The organism is Hydrogenophaga taeniospiralis (assembly GCF_020510445.1).
Taxonomy (GTDB): Bacteria; Pseudomonadota; Gammaproteobacteria; order Burkholderiales; family Burkholderiaceae_C; genus Hydrogenophaga.
Map to the genome: position 1 here is coordinate 4,132,076 of NZ_JAHBAG010000001.1, position 19,525 is coordinate 4,151,600.

The following is a 19,525-nucleotide window of genomic DNA, read 5'->3' on the forward strand; positions in this document are numbered from 1 at the left end:
AAATCGACCACCATATGGTCACGGCATGATGGCGCCAGACCTCGGAAGGCGGCGCCATTCATCTGGTCCGTTTTTTCTGGTTGTCTCCTCGGGTCCTTTTCGAAATTCGGTTTCATCGGACCCCTTAAGCCCTCGCTGCAAAGTGAGGGCTTTTTTTATGGCCGCCGCAAACACAGCTACTTCAGTTGCGCCAGCTGTGCCTTCAGCCGTGGCATGGCTGCACGCATGGCCACCCGCCCCGCCTCGATGGAGCGCTGGCGGGCCGCGAAGTCCGCACTGCCCACGCCGGTCAGTGCCGGCCGAAGCAATACGTCGGCCCCCGCGAGCTCGTACTTGTTGATGGTCTGCCCCATGATGGCAAAGGTCTGCAACAGCACCTGCAGGCTGCCGTTGGGTTGGTTCCCCTCGGGCACATTGGAAATGTCCACCGCCAACACCACCTCGGCCCCCATGGCGCGCGCCTGACTCACCGGCACGGGCGCCACCAGCCCACCGTCCACATAGTCGCGGCCCGTGATGCTCACGGGGTTGAAGACACCCGGCACCGCGCTCGACGCCCGCACCGCCTGGGCAGCATCGCCACGCCGGAACAGCACGCCCTGCCCGGTTCCCAGATCGGTGGCCAGAATGCCCAGGGGCAGTGCCATGTCTTCGATCCGGCGCCCATCGACGGCCTGGCGCACATAGCGCGCCAGCGCCTCGCCGCGCAGCATGCCGCGGCTGAACAAGGGCATGGTCCAGTCGGTCAGCGCGGCCTCCTCCATGGTAAGCGCGGCGCGTTCGAGCTCGGCGGCGCTCTTGCCGCTGGCGTAGAGCGCCGCGACCAGGCTGCCCGCGGAGGTGCCGACCACCAGATCCGGCCGGATGCCGTTTTGCTCCAGCACCTGGATCACCCCGACATGGGCGAAACCCCGCGCTGCGCCGCCACCCAGCGCCAGACCCAGGCGGGGCGGCCGGCGCGCGGGCGCTACGTCCGGGGGCACCGTGACCTCGGGCCCGGGAGACGGCTTGGGCGTGCCCATGGGCAGGATGGAGCAGCCAGCGAGCACCGCCAGTGCCAGGACATTGACCCAGGTCAACAGGAACTTATTAAGAAGCATTCGTGTTTGTGTTAGCATCTTTTACAGTTTAAACCTGCCTGCGTTACTGGATGTTTCCAGCCATGCGCGGGATTCCTTGCCATCCTGAAAGCCCCACCCATGCGAAACACCGTCAAGCTTCCCGTCGTTCTGGCCACCGCCGCCTGCGCCCTGGCCATCCAGAGCCAGGCACTGGCCCAGGACAAGGTGCTCAATCTGTACTCCGCCCGTCACTACCAGACCGACGAGGTGATGTACGACACGTTCACCAGGACCACGGGCATCAAGATCAACCGGGTGGACGCGGACGACGCGGGCATTGTGGCGCGCCTGCGCGCCGAGGGCGCCGCCTCGCCCGCCGATGTGATCATGCTGGTGGACGCGGCCCGCATGGCCAGCGCCGACAGCCAAGGCCTGTTCCAGCCGATCAAGTCGGCCAAACTGGACGCTGCCATTCCCGCCAACCTGCGTGCGGACGCAACGAAGGATGGCGTGACCTGGACCGGCTTCTCCACCCGCGCCCGCGTGATCGTGTACGACCCGCTGCGTGTCAAGGCCGACGACGTGGCCACCTACGAACAACTGGCGGACCCCAAGCTCAAGGGCCTGGTCTGCACCCGCTCGGGCTCGCACCCCTACAACATGTCGCTGTTCTCCACCGTGGTCGAGCGCCTGGGCGATGCCAAGGGTGAAGCCTGGCTCAAGGGCGTGGTGGACAACATGGCACGCGCTCCCAAGGGCGGTGACACCGATCAGGTCAAGGCCGTGGCCTCCGGCGAATGCGGTGTGGCACTGACCAACACCTACTACGTGGCCCGCCTGATCAAGTCCAGCAAACCCGAGGACCGCGCGGTGATGGAAAAAGTGCGCGTGGTGTTCCCCAACCAGGGCACCAGCGGCACCCACGTGAACATCGCCGGCGCGGCCGTGGCCAAACACGCCAAGAACAAGGACAACGCCATCGCCTTCATGGAGTTCCTGTCCAGCCCCTTCGCACAGGACTACTTCGCCAACGGCAACAACGAGTTCCCGGCCGCCAAGGGTCTGAAGGTGGACAACCCGGCCATCAAGGCCATGGGCGGCGACAACTTCAAGGCCGAGCAGATTCCGCTGGGCGTTGTGGCGAAGAACATGACCAAGGTGCAGCAGATGCTGGACCGCGTGGGCTATAAGTAAGTACCCCCCTGCGCCGCCTTCGCGGCTTCCCCCCGAAGGGGGACAACGCGAGTGGCCCGGCGAAGCCGGTTCCACCGCGTTCCCGGTTCAAAGCCAAAGGCCCGCTGTTGCGGGCCTTTGGCTTTTTAGAACACTTGCGGTACGTAGATCTCGCCCGGCACTTGGTGGCGGCGGTAGTCTTCGTGGCGCATGCGTTCGGGCAGTTCGATGCCCGGGCGTTCGATCTCGTGGTACGGCATCTGTGACAGCAGGTGGTGGATGCAGTTGAGGCGGGCCTTTTTCTTGTCGTCGGCCGGCACCACCCACCAGGGCGACTCGGGGATATGGGTGCGCTCCAGCATCACTTCCTTGGCCTTGGTGTAGAGCTCCCAGCGGCGGCGGCTCTCCAGGTCCATGGGGCTGAGCTTCCATTGCTTGAGCGGGTCGTGGATGCGGCCGAGAAAGCGCAGTTCCTGTTCGGCGTCGGACACCGAGAACCAGTACTTGATGAGCTGGATGCCCGAGCGCGCGATCATCTTCTCGAACTCGGGCACGTCGCGGAAGAAGGCTTCGTACTGCTCCTCGGTGCAGAAGCCCATCACCTTTTCCACGCCGGCGCGGTTGTACCAGCTGCGGTCGAACAGCACGATCTCGCCGCCCGCCGGCAGGTGCGGCACGTAGCGCTGGAAGTACCATTGCGTGCGCTCGCGGTCGTTGGGCGCTGGCAGCGCGACCACGCGGCACACACGCGGGTTCAGGCGCTGGGTGATGCGTTTGATCACCCCGCCCTTGCCGGCCGCGTCGCGCCCCTCGAACACGATCACCACCTTGTGCCCGGTGGCCTGCACCCAGTCCTGCAGCTTCACCAGCTCGGCCTGCAGGCGGAACAGTTCGCGGAAATACGTGCGCCGACTCTCTTTCTGCTGCCGCAGCGCTTCGGGGTCCAGCGCACCGCCGAGCGCGTCCACGTGGCGGTCTTCGATCTCCATCTCCAGCTCTTCGTCGTAGCCGTCCATGAGGTCGTTGTGGATGCGGGCGAGCAACTCGTCGTGGCTGTCAAACATGGGCGGCTCCGTGCGCGGGTCAATGGTGACCGCAGGCTACCGCCCCTGTGTGACAGGTTGGTGAAAACCGGGTGCCAAACCGGTGACAGTTCCAGCAACGCCACCTGGGCTGCGGTCGAGGTCCACGGCACAACGACCCTGCGGGCTTTCAGCACAGCAGTTGTTTGCGCGCCCGGTGCAGGCGCACGAACAGGCTGTCCTGGCTGATCGCCAGACGCTCGCACACCACCTCGGTGTCGTCGTCGTGCAGCACGCGCCAGCGCATCACATCGCGCAAACCCTGGGGCAGGTCTTCGATGCGCGCCAGGGTCTGCGCCAGGCGCTCGCGGTGCTCGGCCAGTTCGTCCGGGCGGGCGGCGTCGCATTCGAATGACACGGCATCGTCGTCTTCGGCGTCCATCTCCTGGTAGCGGGCGCGGTCCCGGATCAGATCGACCAGCTTGTTCTTCAGGATGCCGGTGAGCCAGCTGCGCAGCGCGCTGCGGCCGGAAAACGCGGCGCATCCGGACATCACCGCCTCGAACACGTCGTGGACCAAGTCCTCAGCCAGCATCGGGTCGTGGAGCTTGCGCTGGGCAAAGCGGATCAGATAGCTCCGGTGGCTCACCATCTCCGTCCAGCAGACGGTGCCCAGGTTGGGCGTTGGCAAGGCAGACAAGTGGGAGGTGTTCATGGCGGGCTCCAGGTCGGGTTCGGTGCCTCCAATGTGGTCAGCCCAGATCACAGCCCGCTATCGAAAGATCACATTTCGATAACAATCGCGTAAGAAATCGCTCACGCAGCGGACCCACTCCCATGAACGCCATGAAGCAGATCCTGATCGCCGAGGACCAGACCGACATCCGGGACCTGCTGGCCCTGAACCTGCGCGGTGCCGGCTATGGCGTGAGCGAAACCCGCGACGGACCGTCGGCGCTGGCGCTGCAGACCACGGCGGGACACGACCTGCTGGTGCTCGATCTGATGATGCCGGGCCTGGACGGGCTGGAGGTGTGCAAGACCTTGCGCGCCCGTGGCGACCACACCCCCATCCTGATGCTCACCGCAAAATCCACCGAGCTCGACCGGGTGCTGGGCCTGGAGCTCGGGGCCGACGACTACCTCACCAAGCCCTTCTCCATCGCCGAATTGCTGGCGCGCGTGAAGGCGCTGTTGCGCCGCTCGGAGTTGCTGCGCGCGGCGCAGGCGGCCCAGAGCCAGGCCGCGGACACCAGCGTCTGGTTGGTCAACGGCGAGCTGGAGATCCAACAGGTCAAGCGCGTGGCCCGAGTGCGCGGCATGGCGCTCGATTTCACGGCGCTCGAATTCGACCTCCTGCTGCATTTCGCCCAGCACCCCGGCCACGTGTTTTCACGCGGGCAGCTGCTCAACGCCGTCTGGGGCTACACGCACGACGGCTACGAACACACGGTGACCACCCACATCAACCGCTTGCGTGCGAAGCTGGAGGCCGACCCGCTGCGCCCGGAGTTCATCCTCACCGTGCGGGGTGCCGGCTACAAGATGCGCGAGCGCCCTGGCACTGAACCATGAAGGTTCGCCTCAAGATCGCCCTCACGATCTTCCTCACCGGTCTGTTCACCGCGCTGGGCGTGGTGGTCGCCATCGTGCTGGCCTATGAGCGTTTTGAACACGAGTCGGCCTACTACCGGGCCGACGCTTTCCTGAAACGCGTGGTCCTGCAGCACAACGACCTGCTGGGGATGCGGTCGCGTTTTGGCGAAGACTTCGACGACTTCCTGTCCAACCTGGTGCTCTACGAGCCCGACACCCAGCTCTACCTGCTGGACACGCAGGGCACCGTGCTCAGCTCCACCGGAAAGGCCCAACTCGCGCCGGGTTTCAAGGTGCGCATCGGGCCGGTCCTGGAGGCCGCTGGCGACACGCCCATGCCCTATGTGCTGGGCGACGACCCCGAGCACATGGACAAGCGCGTGGTCATCGCGGCGCGCCCTTTGCGGTTCGCCGCCATACAGCCCAACCGGCCCGTCGACGGCTACCTGTATCTGGTCTCGCGCCCCCGCGCTTTCGGCGAGGGGCGCATGGCGGCCCTGCGCAGCACGCTGTCCCAGCCCGCCTTGCTGATGGTGCTCGCGGTGGTGGCCTTCGCCACCCTGCTTGCCACCTGGGCCACCGCCACCATCACGCGCCCGCTGTCGCGACTCACCCAATCGGTCGGCCGGGTCACGCAGGAAGGCCTCGAAGGTATGGCCTCGAGCGACCCGGACGGGCCGGGTCCATCGCTCGACCTGCCCGATGCCCATGGCAACGATGAATTCGGCCAGCTCGCGGGCGGCATCGACGCCATGCTCCAGACCCTGCGGCGGCAGTGGAGCACGCTGCGGCGCCTGGACCACTTCCGCCGCGAGGGCGTGAGCAACCTCTCGCACGATCTGCGCTCGCCGCTGACCGCCACCACCGCCTGCCTCGAAACCCTCGACGCCCGCTGGACCGGCGACGCCACCCGCGACGAAGACCGCCGGCTGGTCGCGGTGGCCTTGCGCAACACGCACAACGCGACCCGCCTCGTCCAAAGCCTGGGGGATCTGGCGCGCTTGGACGAACCGGCTTTCAAGCTCAACGCCGAGGTGCTGGACCTGGGCGAGCTGCTGGACGACGTGGTCATGCGTTTTGCCGAGCGGGCGCGCCTTCAGGGCATTCGCCTGCAGATGGCCGAGCGCCCCGGCGCCCCACAACGCCCCGCGCTGGCCGCGGTGGACATCGAATTGTTCGAACGCGCGGTGGCCAACCTGGTGGACAACGCGCTCAAGTTCTCGGGCAGCGGCAGCGTGATCCAGCTGAGCGCCGACCACCGCACCAGCACACACGGCGAGGTGGTCACGGTGCGGGTGAACGACAACGGGTCGGGCATTCCGGCCCAGGAGATCCCCCGCCTGTTCGACCGCTTCTACCAGAGCCGATCCAGCGTGGCGCCCGCCACCGGCGAAGGCGGCAAAGGTCTGGGCCTGGCGATCGTGAAACGCATCGTCGATCTGCACGGCGGCTGGCTGCACGTGTCCAGTGAACCGGGCCACGGCACCGACGTCACCCTGGAACTCCCGGCCGCCTGAAGCCGGCCGGGCACGTAAGCGATAATTGACGTTTACGTCAACGTCAACTCACCACCCGAGGAGCACACCCATGGACATTCAAGGCAAGGTATTCATCGTCACCGGCGGCGCGTCCGGTCTGGGCGAAGGCACGGCGCGCATGCTGGCGGCCAACGGCGGCACCGTCGTGATCGCCGACATGCAGGCCGAAAAAGGCGAAGCGGTCGCCAAGGAGATCGGTGGCGCCTTCGTCAAATGCGATGTGAGCAACGAAGCCGACGGACAGGCCGTTGTCGCCAAGGCGGTCTCGATGGGCAAGCTGATGGGGCTGGTCAACTGCGCCGGCATCGCGCCCGCCGAAAAGACCGTGGGCAAGAACGGCGCGCACTCGCTGGCCGTCTACACCAAGACCATCATGGTCAACCTGGTCGGCAGTTTCAACATGATCCGCCTGGCCTCGGAAGCCATGTGCAAGAACGAACCCGAGGCCACCGGCGAGCGCGGCGTGATGATCAGCACCGCCAGCGTCGCGGCCTACGACGGCCAGATCGGCCAGGCGGCCTACGCGGCCTCCAAGGGCGGCGTGGTCGGCATGACACTGCCGATCGCGCGCGACCTGGCGCGCAACGGCATCCGCAACATGACCATCGCCCCTGGCATCTTCGGCACGCCCATGCTGTTCGGCATGCCGCAGGAGGTGCAGGACGCGCTGGCCGCCAGCGTGCCCTTCCCCAGCCGCCTGGGCACGCCGCAGGATTACGCCAAGCTGGCCAAACACATCATCGAAAACGACATGCTCAACGGCGAGGTGATCCGCCTGGACGGCGCGATCCGCCTGGCGCCGCGCTAAGACGGAACACCCCCGCCGCGCTTCGCGCGCCCCCCTCAAGGGGGCGATGCGTGTGGCCCGGCAGAGCCGGTTCCACCGCATCCTGGGTGCGGCATCTCGCGCCGGAGGATCCATCCCTGAACGTGTCAGTATCTAAGGGGCTTACCGGTAAGCCGTGCGAGCCTGTTTGAGGTCGATCTGGCCCTGCACCACCTTTTCCAGCGCGTCGTGGCGCAGGCTGCGCATGCCTTCGTTCACCGCCGTCTCGAAGATCTCCGACGGCCGGGCCCGGTTCTGGATCAGCTCTTTGATGGCGTGGCTGTTCTGCAGGATTTCATAGATGCCCACCCGCCCCTTGTAGCCTTTGCCACCGCAGTGTTCGCAGCCCACCGCATGGCGGATCTGGAGCTGCCCCTGCGATTCGGCGCCCGTGGCGGCCAGCAGACGCTCCACGGCCTGCGGACGGCTCAGTTCGCTGCCTTCCATGTACTCCTGCAGCAAGGCCTCCCAGGCTTCTTCGTCCAGCGGGGCGGACTGCGCACAGTGGGTGCACAAGGCACGCACCAGGCGCTGCGCCACGATGCCCAGCAGCGAGTCGGCGAAGTTCATCGGGTCCATGCCCAGATCGAGCAGCCGCACCACGCTCTCGCACGCGTTGTTGGTGTGCAGCGTCGAGAGCACGAGGTGGCCGGTGAGCGAGGCTTCGATCGCGATCTTGGCGGTTTCGCTGTCGCGGATTTCACCGATCATGATGATGTCCGGATCGGCCCGCAGGAAGCCGCGCATAGCGCTGGCAAAAGTCAGGCCGATCTTGGTGTTCATCTGCACCTGGCGCAGCCCCGGCTGGGTGATCTCGATCGGGTCCTCGGCGGTCCAGATCTTGCGCTCGCTGGTGTTCACCTCCGACAGCATGGAGTGCAGCGTGGTGGTCTTGCCCGAACCGGTGGGGCCCGCGGCGAGCACCATGCCATAGGTGCGTTGTGAAAACCCGGCGATCAGGTCCAGGTCGCGTGGCTGCAGGCCCAGCCGGGACAGCGGCAGCGGCTTGGCCGATTCGAGCAGGCGCAGCACCACGTCCTCCAGCCCGTCGTGCGTGGGCATCACGGCCACGCGCAGCTCCAGGGCATTGCCGCCGAACTCCGAGAAATCGATCTTGCCGTCCTGCGGGCGCCGCCGCTCGGCAATGTCCAGCCGGGCCATGATCTTGATGCGTGAGACCAATGGTGCCCGCAGTTTGGCGGGCAGCCACACATAGGGTTCCAGATCGCCGTCGCGGCGGAACCGGATCGCCGTGAGCGCGTCGCCCGGGTTGGTCTCGATGTGGATGTCGGACGCATGCGTGCGTTGCGCCTCGGCGATCATCTGGTTGATCAGCCGCACCAGGCCGGCCGACTCGCTGGCCGAAGCGAGCTGCTCGGCCTCGGCCCCGCTGCCCGCCTCCAACATGGCCTGCATGACCAGATCCTCGATCATCGACTGATCGCCGGATGTGGCCGCGGGCGGCGTCGACACCAGCTTGTGGACCACGTCACCCACGACCGCGCCATCGATCTGGCCGTGGCTTGCGTGTTCGATGCGGGACTGCAGCTCCAGCCGCCGCGCGATCGCCTCCCGGCTGGCCCAGACCAGGCTGACCGAGTGCCCCGTCAGCGAGCACAGCTCGCGGTGCAGCTCCGGGCTGGTGGGCATGCAGGAGGCGATAAAAAACTGCTCGTCGGCCATGCCCAGCGGGACCACGTGGTGGGCAAAGGCCTGGCGCAGCGGCAGCAGCTCGAAAGCCTTGCGCGGCACGTCGAACCCCAGCACTTCCACCTCCACCACACCCGCGACCCGCGCCAGTGCCCGGTGCAGCTCATCGTCCGTCAACAGCACGCGCTGCACCAGTTCCCCCGCGCGCGAGCGCAGCAAGTTGGGGTCTTCCTCGACGAGGGCCCTGATCGTGGCGGCATCCAGGATGTGCAGTTGCAGCAAGGCCTCGCGCAGGCTCACGATGGGCTGGCTGTGCTGGGCCTGAATCGCCACCATGAGCAAGGGCAGGCTGTGCACATCGGAACGGAACGCCGCACTGGGGGCACCGGGAACCACGAGCGGCGGCGGGGAAAACGACATCCGGACGTCCTTCTTGCTTGGTGTGTGGGGACAAAGGCTCGACTTTAAGCTTCAGAACTTCAGAATAGCGCGAGGCCAATCGTCACCGCTTGACCAGCGGCAATCCATCACGCATCCCTGTGACCGCCCATCCGCCAACTGGACTTGTCATGACCAAACACACACTTTCGCCGCATCGCACGCCCGTCAATGGTTACGGTTTGTTTGCATGGCTGTCCGTCTTGCTCACGGCGCTGCTGCTGACCGCCTGCGGCGCACCACCGGCCGGACGCGGCTGGACCTACCAGGCGCCGGACCTGCCGGTACAGCCCGAAAGCGCTTCCGGCCTCACCGAGAAACCGGGCTGGACCACACGCCACTTCGCCGTGGCGGCCGCCAACCCGCTGGCCACCGACGCGGGCGCCCAGGTGCTGCGCGCCGGCGGCAGTGCGGTGGACGCCGCGATCGCGGTGCAGATGGTGCTCACGCTGGTGGAGCCGCAGTCCAGCGGCATCGGGGGTGGCGCCTTTCTGCTGCACCACGACGGCCGGCGGGTCCAGGCGTTCGACGGACGCGAAACCGCGCCCGCGGCGGCCCACGAGAAGCTGTTCCTGGACACCGACGGTCGGCCCCTGCCCTTCGCGCAAGCGGTGGTGGGCGGCCGCTCGGTCGGGGTGCCCGGGGCTGTGGCGATGCTGGCCCAGGCGCACCGCCAGCACGGTCGCCTGCCCTGGGCGCGATTGTTCGAGCCCGCCATTGCGCTGGCCGAACAGGGCTTTGCCGTCAGCCCCCGCCTGCACACCCTGCTGCAGGGCGAGACCGCACTGCGGCAGGACCCGGTGGCCGCCGCCTACTTCTACCGCGCGGACGGCCAGCCCCACCCGGTGGGCCATGTGCTGCGCAACCCCGAGCTCGCCGCGGTGCTGCGGGCCATCGCGGCGCAGGGGCCGCAGGCTTTGTACAGCGGCCCGGTGGCACAGGCCATCGTGCACAAGGTCCAGTCGCATCCGACCAACCCCGGCCGGCTGGGCCTGGACGACCTGGCTGGCTACCGGCCGAAAGAACGCGAGGCGCTGTGCCACGAGCACGCGGCGCCGCAGCGCGCGCTGCGCCTGTGCGGCTTTCCGCCGCCCAGCTCGGGCGCGATCGCCATCGGCCAGGTCCTGGGCCTGCTGGCGCGCACGCCGCAAGCCACCACCCCGCTGGCTGACGGCCGGCCCGGCCCCGACTGGCTGCACGCCTACGCCGAGGCGTCCCGCCTGGCCTTCGCCGACCGCGCCCAGTACCTGGCCGACCCGGACTTCGTCGCCCCGCCGGCCGGCCGCTGGGGTAGCCTGCTCGACGCCCGCTACCTCGACGAGCGCGCCCGGCTGCTGGGCCCCACGCGTTCGCCACAGGCCCCGGCCGGCCAGCCCGGCGGCGTGCCCAGTGCCTGGGCCGCGATGCCCGAGCAACCCGAGTACGGCACCAGCCACATCAGCATCGTCGATGGCCTGGGCAACGCCCTGGCCATGACCACCACCATCGAAGCGGGCTTTGGCGCGCGGCTGATGGTGAGCACCGACCCCACGCGCCCCGGCGGCTTCCTGCTCAACAACCAGCTCACCGATTTCAGCTTCACACCCACCGACGCGCAGGGCCGGCCGGTGGCCAACCGCGTCGAGCCCGGCAAACGACCGCGTTCGTCCATGTCGCCCACCCTGGTGTTCGATCGAGACAGTGGCCAGTTGCTCATGAGCGCGGGCAGCCCCGGCGGCGCGTTGATCATCCACTTCACCGCCAAGACGCTGCTGGGCGTGCTCCACTGGGGCCTGCTGCCCCAGGCTGCCATCGACCTGCCCAATTTCGGCACGCTGGGCGGCCCGCTGATGCTGGAAGCCGGGCGCTTCCCCGCCACCACGGTGCAGGCGCTGCAGCAGCGCGGTCACACGGTCAGCGAAACGCCCATGCCCAGCGGCCTGCAGGCCATCGTGCGTGGCCAGGCACACGGCGAGCCGGTGTGGTTCGGCGGCGCCGACCCGCGGCGCGAGGGGATCGTGGCGGGGGATTGATGCCACTTGTTCGTAACGGCTAAGCGCACGAACGGCCGACGGCGAGCGTGGGCCGGAGAACGGGGGTGACGCCATCGACCTGCGCGAGGTGCAGGCTCGAGGTATCGGCGCGAGGTGCAGGTTCGAAAAAAGTCAGACGTCAATCGCCGCCGCCGACCCAGCCCGCTTGCGCAACTCGAACTTCTGGATCTTCCCGGTGCTCGTCTTGGGCAGTTCACCGAACACCACAAAACGCGGCACCTTGAAACCCGCGAGGTGCTTCCTGCAGTGCGCCACGATCTCTTCGGGTGTGGTGTGCACGCCGAACTTCAGTTCCACGAAGGCACACGGCGTCTCGCCCCACTTCGGGTCCGGCCGCGCCACCACAGCGGCGGCCAACACGTCGGGGTGGCGGTACAGCACATCTTCCACCTCGATGGACGAGATGTTCTCGCCGCCCGAGATGATGATGTCCTTGCTGCGGTCCTTGATCTTGAAATAGCCGTCGGGGTACTGCACCGCCAGATCACCGCTGTGGAACCAGCCGCCGACAAACGCCTCCGCCGTCGCCTTGGGGTTCTTCAGGTAGCCCTTCATCACGATGTTGCCCTTGAACATGATCTCGCCCATGGTTTCGCCGTCCTGCGGCACGGGCTTCATGGTCTCGGGGTCGAGCACGCGCACGTCGCGCTGCAGGTGGTAGCGCACGCCCTGGCGCGCGTTGAGCCGGGCGCGTTCGCCAATGTCCAGCGCATCCCAGGCTTCGTGTTTGGCGCAGACCGTGGCCGGTCCGTAGACCTCGGTCAGACCGTACACATGGGTGAGGTCAAAACCCATCTGCTCCATGCCTTCGATCATCGAGGCCGGCGGTGCGGCGCCCGCCACCATGGCCCTGATGCCCGCGGGCACCCCCACCTTCATGGCGGCCGGGGCGTTGACCAACAGACCGTGCACGATGGGCGCGCCGCAATAGTGGGTGACCCCGTGCTCGCGCATGGCGTCAAAAATGGCCGGTGCCTCGACGCGGCGCAGGCAAACGTTGACACCCGCGCGCGCCGCCACCGTCCAGGGGAAACACCAGCCGTTGCAGTGGAACATGGGCAGCGTCCAGAGGTAGACCGCGTGTTTGGGCATGTCCCATTCGAGGATGTTGCTGATCGCGTTCGTGGCCGCGCCCCGGTGGTGGTAGACCACGCCCTTGGGGTTGCCGGTGGTGCCGCTGGTGTAGTTGAGCGCAATCGCGTCCCACTCGTCGGCTGGCAGGCTCCAGGCGAAGGCCGGGTCGCCGCCATCCAGAAAGGTTTCATAGGTGGTGCTGCCCACCGTCTGCGTCTCCCCGGTGAAGAGGGCGTCTTCCACATCGATCACCAGCAAGGGCGATTTGTGTTGCCGCAGATCCAGCGCCTTGCGCAGGGTGCCGGCGAATTCCGGGTCCACGATCACCGCCTTGGCCTCGCCATGGTCCAGCATGAAGGCGATCGCCTCGGGGTCCAGCCGGGTGTTGAGCGCGTTGAGCACGGCGCCGGCCATGGGCACGCCGAAGTGCGCCTCCACCATCGGTGGCGTGTTGGGCAGCATCACGGCCACCGTGTCGTTCCTGGCGATGCCGGCGCGCAGCAGGGCGCTGGCCAGTTGGCGCGCCCGCGCATAGGTCTGGGCCCAGGTCTGGCGCAGCGCGCCGTGCACGATGGCCAGCCGGCCCGGGTAGACCTCGGCGGTGCGCTCAATGAACGACAACGGCGAGATCGGGGCGAAATTGGCCTCGTTGCGGGGCAGATCCCGGTCGTAGATGCTGGTCATGTGATGTCTCCTGTTGGTCTTGACGCGTGGGGGAGAATAGCCAGGTGGCCATACCGCAAACCTTCATCCAGGAACTGCTCAACCGCGTCGACGTGGTCGACGTGGTGGGCCGCTACGTCCAGTTGAAGAAGGGCGGAGCCAACCTGATGGGACTGTGCCCGTTCCACGGCGAAAAATCGCCGTCGTTCAGCGTCAGCCCGACCAAACAGTTCTACCACTGCTTCGGCTGCGGCGCCAATGGCAACGCGATCGGCTTCCTGATGGAACACGCCGGCATGAGCTTCATCGAAGCCGTGAAGGACCTGGCCCAGCAGACCGGCCTGCAGGTGCCCGAAGACGATGCATCGCCGCAAGACCGCGAGCGCGCCGCGTTGCAGCGCCAGAAGCAGGTGACGCTGAACGACGTGCTGGAGAAGGCGGCACACGCCTACATGAAGCACCTGAAGGCCTCGCCGCGTGCCGTGAGCTACCTCAAAGGGCGCGGCCTCTCGGGCGAGATCGCCAAGACCTTCGGCCTGGGCTACGCGCCTGAAGGCTGGCGCAGCCTGGCCAGCGTGTTCCCGGACTACGCCGATGCGCTGCTGGTCGAGTCCGGCATGGTGATCGTGCACGAAGATGAAAAAGGCCAGGACGGTGAGGCCAAGCGCTACGACCGCTTTCGCGACCGCATCATGTTCCCGATCCGCAACGTCAAGGGCGAATACATCGGCTTTGGCGGACGCGTGCTCGACAAGGGTGAGCCCAAGTACCTGAATTCCCCCGAGACGCCGGTGTTCAGCAAGGGCCGTGAACTCTACGGCCTGTTCGAAGGCCGCACCGCCATCCGCGTGGCGGGCTACGCCCTGGTCACCGAGGGCTACATGGACGTGGTCGCCCTGGCCCAGCTCGGCTTTGCCAACGCCGTGGCCACGCTGGGCACGGCCTGCACCGCCGACCATGTGCAAAAGCTGTTCCGCTTCACCGACAGCGTGGTCTTCAGCTTCGACGGCGACGGCGCAGGCCGGCGCGCCGCGCGCAAGGCGCTCGACGCCGCCCTGCCCCTGGCCACCGACACGCGCAGCGTGAAGTTCCTGTTCCTGCCCGCCGAGCACGACCCCGACAGTTTCATCCGCGCCAACGGCGAAGAAGCCTTTGCCCAATGCGTGAAAGAGGCGGTGCCGCTCTCGCGCTTTCTGGTCGATGCCGCCAGTGCCGACTGCGACCTCACCACCGCCGAAGGCCGCGCGCGCATGGCCAGCCAGGCCCGCCCGCTGTGGAGCGCCCTGCCCGACGGAGCCCTGAAACGCCAGCTGATCACCGAACTGGCCAACGGCATCGGCATCGGCAGTTCCGACCTGCTGCAGCTCTGGCAACAAACCGGTGGAGGCGCGCGCGCCCAGCGCCCGGCGAACCATGAGCCATCGGCGTCCCCGGCGCACGGCTATGACGGCGGCAGCCACCCCCAGGACCACGGGGATCCCATGGGTGGCGGCTACGCCCAGTCCTACAGCCCATCGGGCGGCGGGGGCTATGGCGGCGGTGGCGGAAACAGCGGCTACGGCAAAGGCTCCTACGGCAACAAGGGTTATGGCAAATGGCGCAAAGGCCCTCCGCCGCCGCCGCGCATGCTCGGCCAGCGCCGCGCGGGCGGCAGCCGGGCCGACAGGGCCGTGGGCCTGTTGCTGGCCAATGCCCAGGCCTGGGACAGCCTCTCGGCCGACGACCACGCCCTGCTGGCCCACCTGCCGGCGCCGCACGGCCCTGTGTTCGCCTGGCTCGAAGCCCAGTTGCACGAGCACGGCCCCCAGCCCTGGGCGGCCCTGCGCGAGGCCCTGCGCGGCAGCGAACACGAGGCTTTCGCCTGCACCGAGGTGGAACAGGCGACCATCGGCAACGACCCGGCCTCGGAAACGGCCGAACTCGCCGACGTGATGGCCCGCCTGCGGCGCGACCGGCTGGAAGAACTCGCCCGCCAGATCGCCGAGCGCGTGGCCCGGGGAGACCCTGGCGCCATGGAGGATTACAAGCGCATCAGCGCCGAGCTGCAGGCCCTGAAAACCGGTTCAGCGGTATAATCCAAGGTTTTGCACCGCAAGCGCGACAGCAGCACCTCCGGCACCGGCCCGGCCCCCAAGCATCGGGGCTTGATGGATACCTCTCCTGGCCACCTCAGCGACCCACCCAGGTCCTGACGGAACCCCGCAAGGACTGCACACCAAATGTTCGCCCCAACAGCTTGCAGGCCCACCCTTTCCGGCGAAAGGTGGGTGTAGTGCCCAACAAAATCACCGGGGTTGTCCGCAGGCTGCGGCTGTCTGGCGTTTTTTGTGAGTCCTGCCGGTTCTTTTCCTGACATTTTTTTTGAGGTCCTCATGCCTGCGAAGAAGTCCAGTACGTCCGCCGTGTCCAGCAAGAAGCCCGTCCAGAAAGCCAGCGCCGCTGCGGTGACCCCCAAAGCGCCCCCGAAGAAAGCCCCTGTGACGACATCCAAGACCCCCACCCCGGCCGCGGCCAAAACCCCGGCCGCCAAGACGACCGCCCGCAAGGCCGCCCCCGAAGCGCTCGACGACGAACTCGAAGGCAGCGTCAAGAAAAAAGCCGGTCGCCCCGCCAAGGCCGCGTCCGACAAACCCGCCGCCAAGCGCGGCCGCAAGCCCAAGGCCTCGTCGGTCAGCACTGGTGCCGATCTCGACGACGCCGACCTGAGCGACATTGAAGACGACCTGACCGGTGAAGTCGAAGCCGAGGTGGTGGACGCCTCCGCGCAGCCGACCGAAAAGGTCAAGCCGCTGCGCATGAAGATCAGTAAGGCCAAGGAGCGCGCGCTGATGAAGGAATTCGGCCTGGACGAAACCGTCCTGTCCGAAGAGGAAGCCAAGAACCGCCGTGAGCGCCTGAAGACCCTGATCAAGCTGGGCAAGACACGCGGCTACCTCACGCACGGCGAAATCAACGACCACCTGCCCGACAAGCTGGTCGAGGCCGAGACGCTGGAGGTGGTGGTCTCGTTGCTCAACGACATGGGCGTGGCCGTCTACGAACAGACGCCCGACGCCGAAACCCTGCTGCTGAACAACACCGGCCCCACCGCCGCGACCGAAGAAGAAGCCGAAGAAGAAGCCGAAGCCGCGCTCTCCACGGTGGACTCGGAATTCGGCCGCACCACCGACCCGGTGCGCATGTACATGCGCGAAATGGGCACGGTCGAGCTGCTGACGCGCGAAGGTGAAATCGAGATCGCCAAGCGCATCGAGGGTGGTCTGAACGACATGATGGCCGCGATCTCCGAATCGCCCGCCACCATCGCCGACATCCTGGCCATGGCCGAGGAAATCCGCAACGGCAAGGTCGTGATCTCCACCGTGGTGGACGGTTTTGCCGACGCCAACGCAGCCGACGACTACGTGGCCGAAGAAGACTTCGACGACTACGACGAAGCCGATGACGACGACGGCAAGGGCGGCTCCAAGGCGCTCACCCGCAAGCTCGAAGAACTCAAGCGCGAAGCTCTCACCCGCTTCGACGCCATGCGCACGCTGTTCGAGAAGCTGCACAAGACCTACGACAAGGAAGGCTACGGCGGCCCGACCTACCTCAAGACGCAGGCGGCCATCACCGAGACGCTGATGTCGATCCGCTTCACCGCCAAGGCGATCGAAAAGCTGTGCAGCACCATGCGCAGCCAGGTCGACGACGTGCGCAAGAAGGAACGCGAACTGCGCCGCATCATCGTGGACAAGTGCGGCATGCCGCAGGAGAAGTTCATCGCCGACTTCCCGGCCAACCTGCTGAACCTGAAGTGGGTGGAGAAGCAGGCCGCCGCCGGCAAGCCCTGGAGCGTGGTGATGGCGCGCAACATCCCGCCCATCCAGGAACTGCAACAGGGCCTGATGACGATCCAGAGCAGCGTGGTCGTGCCGCTGGCGCACCTGAAGGACATCCACAAGCGGATGAACCAGGGCGAGTCCACCTCGCGCGACGCCAAGAAGGAAATGATCGAGGCCAACCTGCGCCTCGTGATCTCGATCGCGAAGAAGTACACCAACCGCGGCCTGCAATTCCTGGACCTGATCCAGGAAGGCAACATCGGTCTGATGAAGGCGGTGGACAAGTTCGAATACCGCCGTGGCTACAAGTTCTCGACCTATGCCACGTGGTGGATCCGCCAGGCCATCACGCGTTCGATCGCCGACCAGGCGCGCACGATCCGCATCCCGGTCCACATGATCGAGACGATCAACAAGATGAACCGCATCAGCCGCCAGCATCTGCAGGAGTTCGGTTTCGAACCCGATGCGTCGATCCTGGCCGAGAAGATGGAGATGCCGGAAGAGAAGATCCGCAAGATCATGAAGATCGCGAAGGAGCCGATCTCGATGGAAACCCCGATCGGTGACGACGACGATTCGCACCTGGGCGATTTCATCGAAGACCAGGCGAACACTGCGCCGATCGAGGCGGCGATGCAGGCCGGTCTGCGCGAGGTGGTGAAAGAGATTCTGGACAGCCTCACCCCGCGCGAAGCCAAGGTGCTGCGGATGCGTTTCGGTATCGAGATGTCCACCGACCACACGCTGGAAGAAGTGGGCAAGCAGTTTGACGTGACGCGCGAGCGCATCCGTCAGATCGAGTCGAAGGCGGTGCGCAAGCTCAAGCACCCGAGCCGTTCGGACAAGCTGCGCAGCTTCATCGACACGCTGTAATCGGCAGTCTTTCTGACGTGCCTGGAAAGGGAGCCTTTGGCTCCCTTTTTTTTCGTGCCAGCTGGGTTGGTGGGTTCGATGCAGTCGGGCGCTCTGCGCCGCTCATGTCCCCCGGCGGCCTGCGGCCGCCTCCTCCTTTACTTCGCTATGCAGAACACCCGACTGCATCGAACCGGACACGTTGCTGGCTCCCCCCCGCGGGCGCGCCCACCAACTGGCAGGCCGGGAGCGCCGGGTGCTTGGCGCAGCGAAGTAAAGGAGGAGGAACGGGCAAAGCCCGTTCCGGGGGACATGAGCGGAGTCAAGCGCCCGGTGCTCTCGGCCTCACCACAAAAGCAGGCAAGAACAAAAAAGGGAGCCAACGGCTCCCCCTTTCGCACAAAAACAGAAGACAAAGAATCAAACCGTCTCCAACGCCAACACCCCCGTGGCGGTGTTCGAAATCGGGATGTGGTAATTGCTGTGCACCTTGCGCACCCCCGCCCCGCCCACCGTCAGCGCCGCGCGCATCGCCACCCACATCAGCAGTTCCACGCCCTGGGTTCCCGCCTTCTCCACGATCTCCAGATCGCTGAACTGCGTCACCCACTCCGGGTTGGTCTCCATGCTGTCGAGGAACTGCAGGTCGAATTTCTTGTTGATGAAGCCCGCGCGCGCCCCTTCGAGCTGGTGCGACAGACCGCCCGTGGCCATCACCGCCACGCGCTGGTTGCTGTCCCAGCTCTGGATCGCCTCACCCACCGCCTTGCCCAGCTTGTAGACCCGCTTCGCCGTCGGCAGCGGGAACTGCACCGTGTTGATGTTGATCGGCACGATCTGCACCGGCGCCACCGCATCGTTCGGCCAGAACAGCTTCATCGGCAGACTGCAGGCGTGGTCCACCAGCATTTCCTGGCAGGTCACGATGTCGAACTCTTTCGCGATCAGCTGGTTGATGATGTGCCACGACAGCTCCGGGCAACCGGCCATCGGCGGCAAGGTCGGGATGCCCCAGCCCTCGTCGGCGTTGCTGTAGCTGGCCGCCGCGCCCACCGCGAAGGTCGGCATCTTGTCCAGGAAGAAGTTCAGGCCGTGGTCGTTGTAGAACACCACGACCACGTCGGGTTTGACCTTGCCCAGCCAGTCGTGAATCGGCGGGAAGCCGTCGAAGAAGGGTTTCCAGTAGGGCTCGTTCTGCAGGCCCTTGTGGATGGCGCCGCCGATGGCGGGGATGTGCGATGTGGCCAGGCCACCGATGAGTTGTGCCATGTCTATATCCTTATAAATCCGTTAATCAGCACGCGCCGTGGAACCGGCTTTGCCGGGCCACTGGTGCAGTCCCTTGGGGGAAGACGCGAAGCGGCACAGGGGGTCAACATTGATGGTTCGCCGCCACCAATTTGGCTTTGAACTGTTCTTTGGTCATGCCCGTCTGCTGCGCGCCGATGTCCTGCATGTCCAGGCCGAAGATGCCGGCGAACTTGGCCAGGTAGTAGGCGTTGCCGCCCGCGTCCAGCAAGGCCAGCACCTGCTTGGAGCGGATCGCGTCCGCTTGCTGCGGGCTCAGCCCGTACTTCGCCATGTAGGCCTCAGGGTCGGCCACAAAGGCTTCGCGGTTGGCTTTCTCGTTGAACGAGAAACACATCTTGTTCAGGGCGTAGCCCTTCTGGGCCATGCCGCCGTCAAAGGGCGTGGTGCCGGGGATTGTTTGGCTCACATTCGTCTCCTGCGTGGGTGGATTGACTTGTGTCAAGCCGCGAGTATTTCCA

Annotated in this window: 14 protein-coding genes; 7 read left to right on the plus strand and 7 right to left on the minus strand. The window is 66.3% G+C overall.

The genetic code is table 11. The features are described 5' to 3' along the window. Positions 1 to 176 precede the first annotated feature (176 nt). Positions 177 to 1,100: a patatin-like phospholipase family protein gene (locus KIH07_RS19850; RefSeq protein ID WP_226493604.1), complete on the minus strand. Its 924-nt coding sequence runs from the start codon at positions 1,098 to 1,100 to the stop codon at positions 177 to 179. Between the two features lie 99 nt (positions 1,101 to 1,199). Here KIH07_RS19850 and KIH07_RS19855 point away from each other — a divergent pair, with 99 nt between their 5' ends. Next, complete coding sequence (locus tag KIH07_RS19855; protein ID WP_226493605.1) at positions 1,200 to 2,255, plus strand: extracellular solute-binding protein; 1,056 nt, start codon at positions 1,200 to 1,202, stop codon at positions 2,253 to 2,255. A gap of 125 nt (positions 2,256 to 2,380) precedes the next feature. Here KIH07_RS19855 and ppk2 read toward each other — a convergent pair whose 3' ends face one another. Both ppk2 and KIH07_RS19865 read right to left on the minus strand, forming a co-directional pair. After that, positions 2,381 to 3,298, minus strand: coding sequence for a polyphosphate kinase 2 (gene ppk2, locus KIH07_RS19860; RefSeq protein WP_226493606.1), 918 nt, complete (start codon positions 3,296 to 3,298; stop codon positions 2,381 to 2,383). Positions 3,299 to 3,446: 148 nt separating this feature from the next. Further along, entirely contained in the window at positions 3,447 to 3,971 is a 525-nt protein-coding gene (locus tag KIH07_RS19865; protein WP_226493607.1) for an RNA polymerase sigma factor, read from the minus strand. Between the two features lie 122 nt (positions 3,972 to 4,093). Between KIH07_RS19865 and KIH07_RS19870 the strand changes: the two genes are divergently transcribed. The 3 genes from KIH07_RS19870 (at position 4,094) to KIH07_RS19880 (ending at position 7,198) form a co-directional block, all read left to right on the plus strand. Further along, positions 4,094 to 4,831 carry a response regulator transcription factor gene (locus tag KIH07_RS19870; protein WP_226493608.1) on the plus strand — a complete coding sequence of 246 codons (738 nt, stop codon included), beginning with the start codon at positions 4,094 to 4,096 and terminating at the stop codon, positions 4,829 to 4,831. After that, positions 4,828 to 6,369: a sensor histidine kinase gene (locus tag KIH07_RS19875; RefSeq protein WP_226493609.1), complete on the plus strand. Its 1,542-nt coding sequence runs from the start codon at positions 4,828 to 4,830 to the stop codon at positions 6,367 to 6,369. Before KIH07_RS19870 ends, KIH07_RS19875 begins: the two co-directional genes overlap by 4 nt. Before the next feature lie 70 nt (positions 6,370 to 6,439). Then, positions 6,440 to 7,198, plus strand: coding sequence for a 3-hydroxyacyl-CoA dehydrogenase (locus KIH07_RS19880; RefSeq protein WP_226493610.1), 759 nt, complete (start codon positions 6,440 to 6,442; stop codon positions 7,196 to 7,198). 141 nt (positions 7,199 to 7,339) lie between these two features. Here the strand turns inward: KIH07_RS19880 and KIH07_RS19885 are convergent, their stop codons facing one another. Then, a complete protein-coding gene (locus tag KIH07_RS19885; RefSeq protein ID WP_226493611.1) occupies positions 7,340 to 9,286 on the minus strand; it encodes a GspE/PulE family protein in 1,947 nt (648 codons plus the stop codon). A 149-nt stretch (positions 9,287 to 9,435) separates the two neighbouring features. Between KIH07_RS19885 and KIH07_RS19890 the strand changes: the two genes are divergently transcribed. Beyond that, the gene (locus KIH07_RS19890; protein WP_226493612.1) at positions 9,436 to 11,316 is read left to right on the plus strand and encodes a gamma-glutamyltransferase family protein; all 1,881 of its coding nucleotides are present in this window, start codon (positions 9,436 to 9,438) and stop codon (positions 11,314 to 11,316) included. 132 nt (positions 11,317 to 11,448) lie between these two features. Here KIH07_RS19890 and KIH07_RS19895 read toward each other — a convergent pair whose 3' ends face one another. Then, positions 11,449 to 13,095 (minus strand): acyl-CoA synthetase, encoded by a 1,647-nt coding sequence (locus KIH07_RS19895; RefSeq protein ID WP_226493613.1) that lies wholly within the window; start codon positions 13,093 to 13,095, stop codon positions 11,449 to 11,451. Between the two features lie 44 nt (positions 13,096 to 13,139). Between KIH07_RS19895 and dnaG the strand changes: the two genes are divergently transcribed. Together dnaG and rpoD are read left to right on the plus strand one after the other, a co-directional pair. Continuing rightward, entirely contained in the window at positions 13,140 to 15,149 is a 2,010-nt protein-coding gene (gene dnaG, locus KIH07_RS19900) for a DNA primase (RefSeq protein ID WP_226493614.1), read from the plus strand. Between the two features lie 297 nt (positions 15,150 to 15,446). After that, positions 15,447 to 17,777 (plus strand): RNA polymerase sigma factor RpoD, encoded by a 2,331-nt coding sequence (rpoD, locus tag KIH07_RS19905; protein WP_226493615.1) that lies wholly within the window; start codon positions 15,447 to 15,449, stop codon positions 17,775 to 17,777. A 399-nt stretch (positions 17,778 to 18,176) separates the two neighbouring features. On the opposite strand, the gene KIH07_RS19910 is transcribed toward rpoD, so the two are convergent. Beyond that, positions 18,177 to 19,025, minus strand: coding sequence for a class III extradiol dioxygenase family protein (locus KIH07_RS19910; RefSeq protein ID WP_226493616.1), 849 nt, complete (start codon positions 19,023 to 19,025; stop codon positions 18,177 to 18,179). Between the two features lie 103 nt (positions 19,026 to 19,128). Continuing rightward, positions 19,129 to 19,473: a protocatechuate 4,5-dioxygenase subunit alpha gene (locus KIH07_RS19915; protein WP_226493617.1), complete on the minus strand. Its 345-nt coding sequence runs from the start codon at positions 19,471 to 19,473 to the stop codon at positions 19,129 to 19,131. Positions 19,474 to 19,525 lie beyond the last annotated feature (52 nt).